This is a genomic window from Pseudomonas sp. S09G 359, from assembly GCF_002843605.1.
Classification (GTDB): domain Bacteria; phylum Pseudomonadota; class Gammaproteobacteria; order Pseudomonadales; family Pseudomonadaceae; genus Aquipseudomonas.
This window is the reverse complement of sequence record NZ_CP025263.1, coordinates 3,784,559-3,797,058: the sequence shown is the minus strand read 5'-3', so window position 1 is coordinate 3,797,058 and position 12,500 is coordinate 3,784,559. Positions and strand designations below refer to the sequence as shown.

General features: G+C 63.3%; 12 protein-coding genes. 4 read left to right on the top strand and 8 right to left on the bottom strand.

What is annotated here, in order from left to right:
* The first annotated feature begins 24 nt into the window (after positions 1 to 24).
* The gene (nirB, locus tag CXQ82_RS17190) at positions 25 to 2,568 is read left to right on the top strand and encodes a nitrite reductase large subunit NirB (RefSeq protein ID WP_101271076.1); all 2,544 of its coding nucleotides are present in this window, start codon (positions 25 to 27) and stop codon (positions 2,566 to 2,568) included.
* A complete protein-coding gene (gene nirD, locus CXQ82_RS17185) occupies positions 2,568 to 2,927 on the top strand; it encodes a nitrite reductase small subunit NirD (protein WP_101271073.1) in 360 nt (119 codons plus the stop codon). Before nirB ends, nirD begins: the two co-directional genes overlap by 1 nt.
* A gap of 172 nt (positions 2,928 to 3,099) precedes the next feature.
* On the opposite strand, the gene CXQ82_RS17180 is transcribed toward nirD, so the two are convergent.
* The 6 genes from CXQ82_RS17180 to CXQ82_RS17155 all read right to left on the bottom strand — a co-directional run bounded on the left by CXQ82_RS17180 (position 3,100) and on the right by CXQ82_RS17155 (position 8,935).
* The gene (locus CXQ82_RS17180) at positions 3,100 to 4,431 is read right to left on the bottom strand and encodes an ABC transporter substrate-binding protein (protein WP_101271071.1); all 1,332 of its coding nucleotides are present in this window, start codon (positions 4,429 to 4,431) and stop codon (positions 3,100 to 3,102) included.
* Positions 4,432 to 4,462: 31 nt separating this feature from the next.
* Positions 4,463 to 5,530: a branched-chain amino acid ABC transporter permease gene (locus CXQ82_RS17175; RefSeq protein ID WP_101271068.1), complete on the bottom strand. Its 1,068-nt coding sequence runs from the start codon at positions 5,528 to 5,530 to the stop codon at positions 4,463 to 4,465.
* 22 nt (positions 5,531 to 5,552) lie between these two features.
* Positions 5,553 to 6,434 carry a branched-chain amino acid ABC transporter permease gene (locus CXQ82_RS17170; RefSeq protein WP_101271066.1) on the bottom strand — a complete coding sequence of 294 codons (882 nt, stop codon included), beginning with the start codon at positions 6,432 to 6,434 and terminating at the stop codon, positions 5,553 to 5,555.
* A 2-nt stretch (positions 6,435 to 6,436) separates the two neighbouring features.
* Positions 6,437 to 7,213: an ABC transporter ATP-binding protein gene (locus tag CXQ82_RS17165; RefSeq protein WP_101271064.1), complete on the bottom strand. Its 777-nt coding sequence runs from the start codon at positions 7,211 to 7,213 to the stop codon at positions 6,437 to 6,439.
* Between the two features lie 10 nt (positions 7,214 to 7,223).
* Complete coding sequence (locus tag CXQ82_RS17160; RefSeq protein ID WP_101271061.1) at positions 7,224 to 8,279, bottom strand: AMP-binding protein; 1,056 nt, start codon at positions 8,277 to 8,279, stop codon at positions 7,224 to 7,226.
* 158 nt (positions 8,280 to 8,437) lie between these two features.
* Positions 8,438 to 8,935, bottom strand: coding sequence for a MarR family winged helix-turn-helix transcriptional regulator (locus CXQ82_RS17155; protein ID WP_241088937.1), 498 nt, complete (start codon positions 8,933 to 8,935; stop codon positions 8,438 to 8,440).
* Positions 8,936 to 8,984: 49 nt separating this feature from the next.
* Here CXQ82_RS17155 and CXQ82_RS17150 point away from each other — a divergent pair, with 49 nt between their 5' ends.
* Positions 8,985 to 10,475 carry an FAD-dependent oxidoreductase gene (locus CXQ82_RS17150; protein WP_101271057.1) on the top strand — a complete coding sequence of 497 codons (1,491 nt, stop codon included), beginning with the start codon at positions 8,985 to 8,987 and terminating at the stop codon, positions 10,473 to 10,475.
* On the opposite strand, the gene CXQ82_RS17145 is transcribed toward CXQ82_RS17150, so the two are convergent.
* Complete coding sequence (locus tag CXQ82_RS17145; RefSeq protein ID WP_101271055.1) at positions 10,425 to 11,099, bottom strand: aspartate/glutamate racemase family protein; 675 nt, start codon at positions 11,097 to 11,099, stop codon at positions 10,425 to 10,427. The genes CXQ82_RS17150 and CXQ82_RS17145 overlap by 51 nt on opposite strands.
* A 77-nt stretch (positions 11,100 to 11,176) precedes the next feature.
* Here CXQ82_RS17145 and CXQ82_RS17140 point away from each other — a divergent pair, with 77 nt between their 5' ends.
* The gene (locus tag CXQ82_RS17140) at positions 11,177 to 11,605 is read left to right on the top strand and encodes an HIT family protein (RefSeq protein WP_101271053.1); all 429 of its coding nucleotides are present in this window, start codon (positions 11,177 to 11,179) and stop codon (positions 11,603 to 11,605) included.
* A gap of 4 nt (positions 11,606 to 11,609) precedes the next feature.
* Here the strand turns inward: CXQ82_RS17140 and CXQ82_RS17135 are convergent, their stop codons facing one another.
* Positions 11,610 to 12,476: an aldo/keto reductase family oxidoreductase gene (locus tag CXQ82_RS17135; protein WP_101271051.1), complete on the bottom strand. Its 867-nt coding sequence runs from the start codon at positions 12,474 to 12,476 to the stop codon at positions 11,610 to 11,612.
* Between the last annotated feature and the right edge of the window lie 24 nt (positions 12,477 to 12,500).

Here is a 12,500-nt window from a genome sequence, read left to right as displayed (position 1 = left end):
TGATGAATGTTGTCAGGTGCTGATATGAACAAACCGATGAAAACCCTGATCGTCGTTGGCAATGGCATGGTCGGCCATCACTGCGTGGAGCAATTGATCGAGCGCGGCGCGCTGGATCACTACCGCCTGCATGTGTTCAGCGAGGAGCCTATGCGCGCCTATGACCGTGTGCACCTGTCCGAGTATTTCACCGGCCGCGATGCCGAGTCGCTGGCATTGTCCGAGGCCTCGCTGTACCAGACGCCAGGCGTGACTTTGCACTTGGGCGTACCGGTGCTGGAAATCGACCGCGCCCGTCGCGAGGTGATCACGGCCAACGGTTGCGTGGCCTACGACACGTTAGTGCTGGCTACCGGCTCTTACCCGTTTGTGCCGCCGATCGAAGGCGCCGAAGGCGATTCACGCCTGGTGTACCGCACGCTGCAAGATCTTGATGCGATCCGCACAGCCGCCGCCAACGCCCGGCGTGGCGTGGTGGTCGGTGGTGGGCTGCTGGGCCTGGAGGCTGCCAACGCGCTGAAAAGCCTCGGCCTGGAAGCCCATGTGGTGGAATTCGCGCCGCGCCTGATGCCGGTGCAGCTGGATGATTTTGGCGGGCTGGCGCTCAAGGCGCAGATCGAACGGCTGGGCGTCGGTGTGCACTTGTCGCGCGCCACCCAGTCGATCAGCGCGGGCGAGCAGTACCGCTATCGCATGAACTTCGCCAATGACGAATTCCTCGAAACCGACCTGATCGTGTTCTCCGCCGGTATCCGTGCCCAGGATGCCCTGGCCCGCCAGGCCGGCCTTGAGATTGGCCCGCGCGGCGGCGTGGTGATCAACGATGAGTGCTTGAGTTGCGACCCGCACATCTACGCGATTGGTGAGTGCGCCTCGTGGAATGGCAGCCTGTTTGGCCTGGTCGCGCCGGGTTACCAGATGGCCCGTGGGGTTGCCGCGCTGTTGTGCGAGCAGGGCGCCGAGCCGTTTGTTGGCGCCGATATGTCGACCAAGCTGAAACTGCTGGGGGTGGACGTCGGCTCCATCGGCGACGCCCATGCCCACACCCCTGGCGCGCGCAGCTATCAGTTTATCGACGAGGCCAGCGCCAGTTACCGCCGCCTGGTGGTGGACGCGAGCGGCAAGCATGTGATCGGCGCGGTGCTGGTCGGTGATAACAGCTACTACGACACCTTGCTGCAATACATGCAGAACAGCATCACGCTGCCCGCCGAACCGGCCAGCCTGATCCTGCCGTCGTCCGCCGGCGCACCCACCCTCGGCCCCGGCGCCTTGCCGGAGTCGGCCACCGTGTGCTCCTGCCACAACGTCACCAAGGGCGCGATCTGCTCGGCCATCGACGGCGGTTGCAGCGACCTTGGCTTGCTCAAGTCCCAGACCAAGGCCTGTACCGGCTGCGGCGGTTGCGCGGGGTTGCTCAAGCAAGTGTTCGAGCATGAATTGATTGCCCGTGGTGTCAGCGTCGACAAGAGCCTGTGCGAACATTTTGCCTACACCCGTCAGGAGCTGTACGCCCTGGTGCGCGTGGAAGGGGTGATCACCTTCGAAGAGTTGCTGGCCAAACATGGCCGTGGCCACACCGGTTGTGATGTGTGCAAGCCGGCGGTGGGTTCGATCCTGGCCTCGTGCTGGAACCAGCCGATCATGGATGCTTCCCTGGTGCCGTTGCAGGACACCAACGACACCTTCATGGCCAACATGCAGAAGAACGGCACCTATTCGGTGGTACCGCGCATTCCGGGCGGCGAGATCACCGCCGACAAGCTGATAGTGATCGGCGAGGTGGCGAAGAAATACGACCTCTACACCAAGATCACCGGCGGCCAGCGCATCGACCTGTTTGGTGCGCAACTGCATGAACTGCCGGATATCTGGGCCGAGCTGATCGCCGCGGGTTTTGAAACCGGGCATGCCTATGGCAAATCCACGCGCACGGTGAAGTCGTGCGTGGGCAGCACCTGGTGCCGTTATGGCGTGCAGGACAGCGTGAAAATGGCGCTGCTGATCGAGGATCGCTACAAGGGCCTGCGCTCGCCGCACAAGCTCAAGTTTGCGGTGTCTGGCTGCACCCGCGAGTGCGCCGAGGCCCAGAGCAAGGACGTCGGCGTGATTGCCACCGAGAAGGGCTGGAACCTCTACATCGCCGGCAATGGCGGCATGCGCCCGCGCCATGCCGAGCTGTTCGCCACCGACCTGGACGACGCCACGCTGATCCAGTACATCGACCGCTTCCTGATGTTCTACATCCGCACCGCCGACAAACTGCAGCGTACTTCGGTATGGCGCGAGAGCCTGGAAGGCGGCCTGGATTTCCTCAAGGACGTGATCCTGCACGACAGCCTCGGCCTCGGCGCCGAGCTCGAAGCGCAGATGCAACTGGTGGTCGACCGCTACGAATGCGAGTGGGCCAACGCCCTCAAAGACCCGGAAAAACTCAAGCGCTTCCGCACCTTCGTCAATGACAAACGCCCGGACCCGGACATCCATTTTGTCCAGGAACGCGGCCAGCGCCGGCCGATCATGGCCGCCGAACTCAACCTGATTCCCGTCATCGAGGAGATCGCCTGATGAGCCAGCCCCACATTCAACAACTCGCCACCTGGAAAGGGGTGTGCAGCGAGCAAGACCTGGTGAGCAACTCCGGCGTGGTGGTGTGGCTGGACGGCGCGCAAGTGGCGCTGTTCTACCTGCCGGGCGCGCAGGAGCAGACGCTGTTCGCCATCGACAACCATGACCCGGAATCCGGCGCGAATGTTATCGGCCGTGGCTTGGTGGGCAGCATCAAGGGCGACCTGGTGGTGGCCGCGCCGATCTACAAGCAGCATTATCGATTGCAGGACGGGCAGTGCCTGGAGGCGCCAAATCAGCGGTTGCGGGTATGGCCGGTGCGGTTGAACGCAGGCGTGGTGGAACTCGGCCTGGACTGAGCGCTGAGTGGGATTCAGCTGATACACCGGGGTCCAAATGTGGGAGGGGCGGTGCGACGATTCGACTTGCTCGCGAATGGGGAGTGTCAGTCACTGCATTTGGCGACTGACCCACTGCATTCGCGAGCAAGCCCGCTCCCACACTTCTGTATTGCGTTTCAGCCGATGGATCTTACTGCTCCTTGCTGCAATCCCTCGGCGTAATGCCTTTCTCCTTGGCGTACTGCGCGGCCGACGCTTCGATGATCGGCCGCAGCAGTGCGCGGTCGGCCTGGACCCAATCGCTGATCAGGTTCCAGCGCTGCCCATCCCATTGCTGAAAGCGCACCGCGCCGCCGCCTTCGTGGTCGGCGCAGGAGAGTTTCAGCGGTTGTACCAGGCCTTTCGCGCCCAGCGCTTGCAGGCGCGCATCGTCGAGGTTCAGGTGCTCGAACCCCCAGCGTACCTGTTCGCCGGTAAGCGCTTGGTGGCCGTATTTTTCCTGGGCCAGGCGCACGGCTTCGACGTTGAGAATGCCGTTGACCACGCCCAGGTTGTAGTACACGGTGCCGAAGCGTTTCGGGTCGGCCAGGTTGCCCTTGCCGGCGTCGACCACTTCCTGCTTGATACCTTGCAGTACCGGGAAATCAGTGCCCGACGGGTGGGTGGTGATCGAGATAAAGCCCTTGGCCGCACTGCCGGCCGGCACCACGTCTTCTTCCGAATTGCTCCAGATATTGCCGATGATGTGATCGGCCGGGTAGCCGACCTTTTGCGCGGATTTTAGCGCCACCGGGTTCATCACGCCCCAGCCGCGCAAGATCACCCAGTCGGGCTTGAGGCGGCGGATGTTCAGCCATTGGGACTGCTGTTCATTGCCGGGGTGCGGCACTTCCAGCAGGGTCAGTTCGAAACCGGCGTTTTTCGCCAGGGTTTCCAGTACGCCGTTGGTTTCCTTGCCGTACGGGGAGCCGTGGTAGAGCACGGCGATTTTCTTGCCCTTGAGTTTGTCGGCGCCGCCTTCGCGTTGGCCGATGTAGTTGATGATCGCCGAGACTTCCGAGTACGGGTTCAGTTGCAGCGGGAACACGTAGGGGAACACGCTGCCGTCGGTGGAATCGGTGCGCCCGTGGTTGATGGTGATCAGCGGCAATTTGTCGGCTGTGGAGCGGTCCAGCGTGGCGTAGGCAATGCCCACCGACAGCGGGTTGGTGGCGGCGGCGGGGGCGCCGTTCAAGCCACCCTTGAGGCGCTCGTAGCACTCGACGCCTTTTTCCACCACGTATTCGGTTTCGCATTCGCTCCAGGTCAACTTGACCCCGTTCACACCGCCCTTGGCGTTGACGTATTGCAGGTAGTCGATAAAGCCACCAAAGAACCCGGTGCCACCGGCGGCGTAAGGCCCGACCCGGTAGCTCTGCAACGGGAAGTATTGTTCGTTGGCGGCCTGGGCGCCGCCGGTGAGCCCGGCGGTGATCAAGGCCAGGCCCAATGCCAGGCGGCGCAGCGATAAGCGGTGTGTCATAGAGGGTATTCCTGGGGGGGGGGTGATGAATTTAATAACGCAACGGCCAGACCCTGGCCCGTTGGCGAAAGCGCTGCCACAGTCGGGCCAGCCCCTCCGGTTCTTTGATCAGGAAGGTGATGATCAGCGCGCCGAACAGCATCTTCTGGATGTTTTCCAATTGGCCCGCGTCCATCAGCCCCGCAGGTAACAGGGCAAACAGGTTGCCCAGCAGGATCGGGAACAACACGATGAACGCCGCGCCCAGGACATTGCCGAGCACGCTGCCGAGGCCGCCGATAATGATGATGAACAGCACCTGGAACGAGCGGCTCAGGTCAAAGCCGTGGGGCTCCACCGTGCCGAGGTAGGCAAATGCCCACAGTGAACCGGCGACGCCCAGATAGAAGCCGCTGATAGCAAACGCCAGCAGCTTGGCCTTGAGCAGGCGGATGCCGATCACGGCGGCGGCGGTGTCCATGTCGCGCACCGCCATCCAATTGCGACCCAGCTCGCTGCGTACCAGGTTTTTACCCAGCCAGAACAACCCGACTACCACCGCCAGGGTCAGCAGGTAGCGGCCCCGGGGCGAGCTGAAATCGAGTCCGGCAATCAGCAGCGGCGGCGAGGTGATCACCCCGGACGCGTTGTCGTTGGTAAACCAGCTGAAGCGGGTGAGCACCCACTCGACCACGAACTGCGCGGCCAGGGTTGCCACCAGCAGGTAGAAGCCCTTGATGCGCAGGCTCGGCAAACCAAAAAACACCGCCACCAACGCGGCGATCACGCCGCCCAGGGCGAAGCTCACCAGCAACGGCAAGCCAGGCACGCGCAGTTGCAGGTTGTAGGCGGCAAATGCGCCCACCGCCATGAACGCCGCCGAGCCCAGCGACAGTTGCCCCGCGTAGCCGGTGAGCAGGTTCAGCCCCAGCCCGGCGAGGGACAGCACCAGCAGCGGCACCAGGATTGCGCTGAACCAGTAGTCGTTGCCCAGCCACGGCACGGCCAGAAACGCGAAGCCCAGCAACAGCCACAGCGCGATGCGGTCCTGACGCAGGCGGAAGGTGCGGCGCTCGGCCGCGTAGGAGGTGCTGATTTGACCGACTTCTTGATACAGCATGCAGGCATTTCCTTAAAAACGATCAGACCCGTTCGATGGCACGCTCGCCGAACAACCCGGCAGGCCGCACCAGCAAAAACAGCAACGCCAGGACGTAGGGCACCCAGTTTTCAATACCGCTGCCGATAATCGGCCCGAGGTAGATCTCGGCGATTTTCTCCGCCGCACCGATGATCAAACCGCCGACAATCGCCCCACCAATCGAGGAGAAGCCGCCGATGATCAACACCGGCAACGCCTTGAGCACCACCAGCGACAGCGAGAACTGCACCCCCAGGCGCGCGCCCCAGAGCAACCCGGCCACCAGCCCGACAAACCCCGCCACTGCCCACACCAGGGCCCAGATGCGCGGCAGGCGAATGCCCACCGCCATCGATGCCAGCGGGTCATCGGCCACCGCACGCAATGAGAGGCCAATCCGGGTTTTGTTGAACAGCAGTGACAGCACCAGCACCAGCGCCGCTGCGGTGCCGGCGGCAAACAGATCGAATTGCGACAGCAGCATGCCGCGGATTTCCAGCGGCTCATCGGCGATGCCCAAGTCCAGCCCGTGCACCTGCGCGCCCCAAAGGAACTGCGCAAACCCTTCGATCATGTAGGACAGACCGAGGGTGGCCATAAACAGGATGATCGGCGGGCGATTGACCAGCGGGCGCAGCACCACTTTCTCGATCAACAGCGCCAGCACCACCATGCTGGCCAAGGTGGCGAGGAATGCCCAGGCAAAGGGCAGGCCGCGTTCGAGCAGGCTGACAAACGTCAGCGCGGCAAACAGCACCATGGCGCCCTGGGCAAAGTTGAACACGCCGGAGGCCTTGTAGATCAGTACAAAACCAATCGCCACCAGGGCATACATCACGCCCGCGAGGAGGCCGCCGATCAGCACTTCGAAGAAAAATTCCATGCTCAACTCCCCAGGTAGGCGGCAATGACCTCGGGGTTGGCGCGCACCTGTTCCGGGGTGCCATCGCCAATCTTGCGGCCATAGTCGAGCACCACCACGTGGTCGCACAAGCCCATGACCACGCCGATATCGTGTTCGATCAAGACCACCGTGGTGCCGTATTCGCGGTTGATGTCGCGGATGAACTGGCTCATCTGTGCCTTCTCCTGGGCGTTCATGCCGGCCATGGGTTCATCCAGCAGCAACAGGGTCGGTTCGCAGGCCAAGGCACGGGCCAGTTCCACACGTTTTTGCAGGCCGTAGGGCAGGGTGCCCACCAGCACGTGACGCCACGGGTGAATCTGCAAAAAGGCGATCACCTGTTCGGCGTGCAGACGGTGCGCGTCGTCCTCGCGTGGCGCGCGGCCCAGGCGCAGCATTTGCTCGACCCAACTGCTGCGGCGCTTGAGGTTGCGACCGCTGAGCACGTTGTCGAGCACGCTCATGCCCTTGAACAACGCGATGTTCTGGAAGGTGCGCGCGATACCTCCCTCGGCGGCCTGATGCGCGCGCATGCGTCGGCGGGTCTGGCCGGCGTAGCGGATGCTACCGCTCTGTGGGTGGTAGACGCCGTTGATCACATTGAGCAGTGAGCTTTTGCCGGCGCCGTTGGGGCCGATCAGCCCGCAGATGTCGCCGGCCTTCACATCGAAGCTGATCGAGGTGATGGCCTTGATGCCCTTGAACGACAGGGAGATGTCATCGAGCCGCAGTAATACTGTTTCAGTGGAGGTGGGCATGGCGGGCTCGTCAGGCTGGGTGAGACAGCAGGGGGGCGATGGGTTCATGGCGCGTGGACGGTTCCTGCCAGTTGCCGGGGTGAATGCCCAAGGCGGCAAAAAACGCCGCGCTTTGCGGGCTCAGCGCCGGCCCCACCAGCAGGGGCGCACGCAGGCGGCTCATGCCCAGCACATCGCGCAGCGGCCGGCGTACCAGCCAGTGGCCAAGCCAGCGGCGCACGGGCGATGGAGTTGGCTGCATGGCCCAGGTGTACAAGCGATGGCTGAACGTGCCGGGCAGTGGCAGACGCTCGCGCGCCCACTCTTCAAGGCGCCCGTAGGACTCGCGGGTGCCTAGCACCAGCGTCGGGCCCAGTTCTCGGCGGTCGGTATCGCGGGTGCTCAGGGCTTCGGGGAAGTTCAGGCAAAACCCGGCCAGCAGCCAGGGTGCGAGCAAGTAGCGCGCCTGCCCGCTGGCGGCAAATACCCGAGCCGCCAAGGCCTCTTCGTGGCTGCCGAGGTGCTCACGGGCGATCAGCGTGCGAGCGCCCGCCAGCAGTTGCGCATGGGTCAACTGCACGCGCATGTCGGCATGGAACACGAAGGCGAGATCGCTTGAATGTGCAGCGCATGCGGGCGCATCGGCGTCGATGTACAGGTCGGCGTAGGCGATCAGGCTTCTATGTTGGGGCTGGTTCAAGCCGCGCCCGTCGAGGTACACCAGCACCTCGCACTCACTCACCTGCTGAACGCTCTCCAGGTCTTGTGCCAGCACCAAACGCGGTCGCAGTGCCGCCAGCCGCGCACGGTTGTCGCGGTCGGGGTCCAGCAGGGTGACGCTGGCGCCCAACCATTGCGCGGCCAGCGCCAGCAACAGGGCCTCGGGGCGCGCCTGGCTGAGGATCAACACCTCATCGTCGCGCCCAACGCCGCGCTGTTGCAGGGCGCCAGCCAGTTGGCCGATGTCGTCGGCCAGTTCGCTCCAGCATCGCTCATGCCAGATGCCCAGCCGCTTGTAGCGCAACGCAATCGCCTTGCCGCGGGTTTGGGCTTGGCGCAACAGCGCCTGGGGCAGAGTGTGGGGCATGGGTGCATCCTTCGGGGTGTATGCGAAGGCGATTGCACGGGCCATGCCAGGGGAATAAAAGCTTTTACTTCAAGGGGATACGGCGGTTGTGCGGAGAAAAGGCATGTGTCGATTCAGCACAAGCTGTCCAGGCACTGTTGTTGCGGCAACAGTCAGGGTTAGTAGATATCTTTGGTGGCGCGGACCGAATCGTCCTTCAGCTCGTCGGCGAACTTGCGCATCAGCCGCACCAGGTTGTCGAAGTCGCCCTCGTCCCAGGTGGAAAAGATCGATACGCCAATCTTCTCGCGTGCTTCATCGACACGGTCGGTCATGGCCTTGCCTTTTTCGCTGATCACCGACTCGCGCACGCGGCGGTCGGCTGCGCTTTCCTGGCGCAGGATCAAGCCGAGGCTTTCCAGCTTGCCGACTTGGCGGCTGACGGTGGTGTAGTCGCGGCCGACGCGGTCGGCCAGTTCGACCACGCCGATCGGGCCCAGCCGTTCCACCAGCACCAGCAGCGGAAACAGCGCGCGATCCAGGGAAATCCCGGCCTCGCGCACCATGGCTTCGTCACGTTGCGGGCGGTTCATCACACCCACGATTTCCACCAGGGACCCATGCAGATCGCGCAGCTGGGCGGATATATGTGCGGTTTGCACATTTTTAATTGACACTGATTTTCTCCGTCTTAATATGTGCATACTACACATATAGGTGATCCGTATGAGCGAGCCATGCGCTGTCGATGTACTGATTTGCGGTGCCGGTGCCGCCGGCCTGACCTTGGCGATTGACTTGGCCAGGCAGGGCATCCCCCTGCGCCTGATCGAAAAAAGCCCGCGACCCTTCCACGGTTCGCGCGGCAAGGGCATTCAGCCACGGTCGCAGGAAGTCTTCGAAGACCTGGGGGTTCTCGACCGCCTGGTGGCACTGGGGGGAGTCTATCCGACTGAGCGGCGCTACCGCGATGATGGCAGCTACAGCGATGCGGATTTCATCGAAGCCCAGGCACCGACACCTGCCGAACCCTATCAACAACCGTTGATGCTGGCGCAGTTTCTGACCGAGCAGGTGCTGCGCGAGCGCCTGCTGGAGCTGGGTCATCAGCCAGAATTCGGCTGTGAGTTGGTGGGCTTCGTGCAGGCTGAGGATGGCGTCACTGCGCAGCTTGTCGGGCCGGCGGGAGAAGAACGCGTCCGCGCACGCTGGTTGATCGGCGCCGATGGCGGCCGCAGCCTGGTGCGGCATGTGCTTGATATCGGTTTTCCAGGCAAGACCCTGGGCGTCAGCGCCCTGGTTGCCGACGTGGTGTTGAGCGGTTTACCCCGCGACCGCTGGCATCGTTTTGGCGAAGGCGACATGCAGCGCCAGATTGCCCTTTGCCCACTGGCCGGGACCGAGCTGTTCCAGATCCAGGGGCCGATTGCGCCCGATGCCGACATTGATTTCAGCGCCGAAGGGCTTAGCGCAATTGTCTCCCAGCGGACCGGGCGCGACGATATACGGGTGCATTCGGTGTCGTGGGCATCGGCCTACAACATGAATGCGCGCCTGGCCGACAGGTACCGGGTTGGCCGGGTATTGCTGGTGGGCGACGCGGCGCATATCCATCCACCTACTGGCGGCCAGGGTCTCAACACCAGTGTGCAGGACGCCTATAACCTGGGCTGGAAGCTGGCGGCGGTGATCAACGGTGCGCCGGATGGATTACTCGACAGCTATGAGGAAGAGCGTCGTCCTGTTGCCGCGAATGTGCTCGGGTTATCGACTCAGTTGCTGGGTGAGATGAAAAAGGGCGAGATGCGTCGGGGCAGGGAAGTGCATCAGTTGGATATCGGGTACCCGCAGTCTTCATTGGTCCTGGCGCATCCGGCATGTACGGCCAGCCTATGTGCCGGTGATCGGGCTCCCGATGCGCCGATACGTGGCGCCGCCGGGCAGGCGTTACGGGTGTTCAATCTGCTGCAAGGCCCGCACTGGACACTGCTGGGCTATGGCGCGTCGCGCGCGCTGGTGGCGCCACGGCCAGGCCTGCATATCCATGTGTTTGGCGCGCAAGGTGAGTTGGTCGACGACCAGGGTCATTTTCAACGTGCCTATGGGCGGGCGATAGGTGATTGGGTGCTGGTGCGTCCCGATGGGTATGTCGGCGCGATGGTTTCGTCAGCCCAGGTCGACCTGCTGGAGGCCTACCTCGGGCGGGTGCTCAACTGAGCGCACGGCGGCTTCCAGGCCGGTCAGGGCACTGGTGAGCGGGCGTGGGCCTGCCGTGACAGACGCGGCCGCGCCGCCCATTGATGCCTGAGCCAACGCAACCGTTGATGCACCTGCCACGTAGGCGGCATCGGCGGCCTTGGCGACAGCCGCCAGGTAACCGTCGATGTCGCCCGCCTTGAACAGGTCCCATGCCCCCGGAACCCATTGCACCTCGACGCGCGCATTCGCGTGCAACGCCGCCTCACGGAACAGCCGCGAGGTGGGCTCCAGGGTTGTCTGCACCGCACACAACACCACGACCTTGCCGCCGGCCTGAACCGCTGAAGTGGCGAGTGCTGCGTCGGTGCGCAGAATCGGCGTGCGGGTGCCGATCCCTTCAATCGCCGGGCCCAGGGTCGAGCAGGTGAGGACAACCGCATCCGCGTGCTGCGCCAGTGCCAGCAGCGCCGCTGCGGTTGCAGCGGCGATTTCGGGCGTCAGCTGGCCGGCGTGTTCGGCTGCGGCCAAGAGGCCGGCGCGCACTTCATGACGCAGCACCTCCGGGCCGAGCCCCAAGGCTTGGGCGGCCGCGTCAAACACGCTGATGTTACTGGCGGCGGTGTGCAGGCAGGCAATGCGCATGGGTGGGTTCCAGGGCTGGAAATCGGGTTGCAGCGCGTTAAGATGCCGTCCCCACCCAGCTTAATCAAGGACACGCTGTGGCGCTGATCATGGAACGCGTAGCACTGGCTCGCAACGGAGCCAACGACAAAGTCATCTGCCGCATGCCCTCGGGCTGGGCAGTGATGGGGGACGTGCAATTCTTGCCGGGGTACTGCCTGTTGTTACCCGATCCCGTAGTGGCGAGTTTGAACGACCTGGACGCCGAGGCCCGTGCTGTCTATCTGCTGGACATGGCACGCATCGGCGACGCGGTGCTGCAGGCCACCGGCGCGCTGCGCATGAACTACGAGATCCTGGGCAATTCCGAGCCCGAGCTGCATTGCCATCTCTTCCCACGCTACGCCTCGGAGCCAGACGACAAACGTAAGATGCCCGCCTGGTTTTATGACTGGAAAAACGCGGTGCCGTATGCCGAAGACGTGCATGGGGAACTGCGCAAGGCTATTGCGCAGTTGCTGGGCTGAGACCTCAACCGGCGATGGCGTTCAGTTGCGCCACCACGTCATCCGACAAATCCAGTTCCCCCACCGCCAGGTTTTCATGTAAATGGGCCACCGACGAAGTGCCGGGAATCAGCAGGATATTCGGTGAACGGTGCAGCAACCACGCCAGCGCCAGTTGTTTGGGCGTCACCTCCAGCTGCTGCGCAAGGCTGGACAAGGTAGACGACTGCACCGGGCTGAAACCACCCAACGGGAAGAACGGCACATAGGCAATGCCGTCCTCGGCCAGTTCGTCGATCAAGGCGTTATCGTGCTGTTGGGCGATGTTGTAGAGGTTCTGTACGCAGACGAACTTGACCAGGGCACGCGCTTCGGCGACTTGCGTCGGGGTGACGTTGCTGATGCCGATGTGGCGTACCAGCCCCTGGTGTTGCAGCTCGGCAAGCGCGGTCAATGAGGCTTCGATTGAGCCTTCACCCGGCCCCATCAGGTTATACGCGCAGCGGAAATTAACCACATCCAGCACGTCCAACCCAAGGTTGCGCAAGTTGTCGTGTACGGCCTGGGTCAGTTGCTCTTTTGACGCAGCGGCATGCCATCCGCCCTCATTGTCGCGACGGGCACCGATTTTGGTGACGAGGGTGAGATCATCCCGATAAGGGTGTAGCGCCTCGCGGATAATCTGGTTGGTGACGTGGGGCCCGTAGAAGTCGCTGGTGTCGATATGGTTCACACCGGCTGCGACGGCCTCGCGCAGCACGGCCAGTGCCGCGTTACGATCCTTGGGCGGGCCGAACACATGGGGGCCTGCCAGCTGCATGGCGCCGTAGCCGATGCGGTTGACCTGGCGGTCGCCGAGGGTGAATGTGTCGCTGGTTGCCAAACGTGTCATGTGCGTCGCCCTTGCTTCAACTGA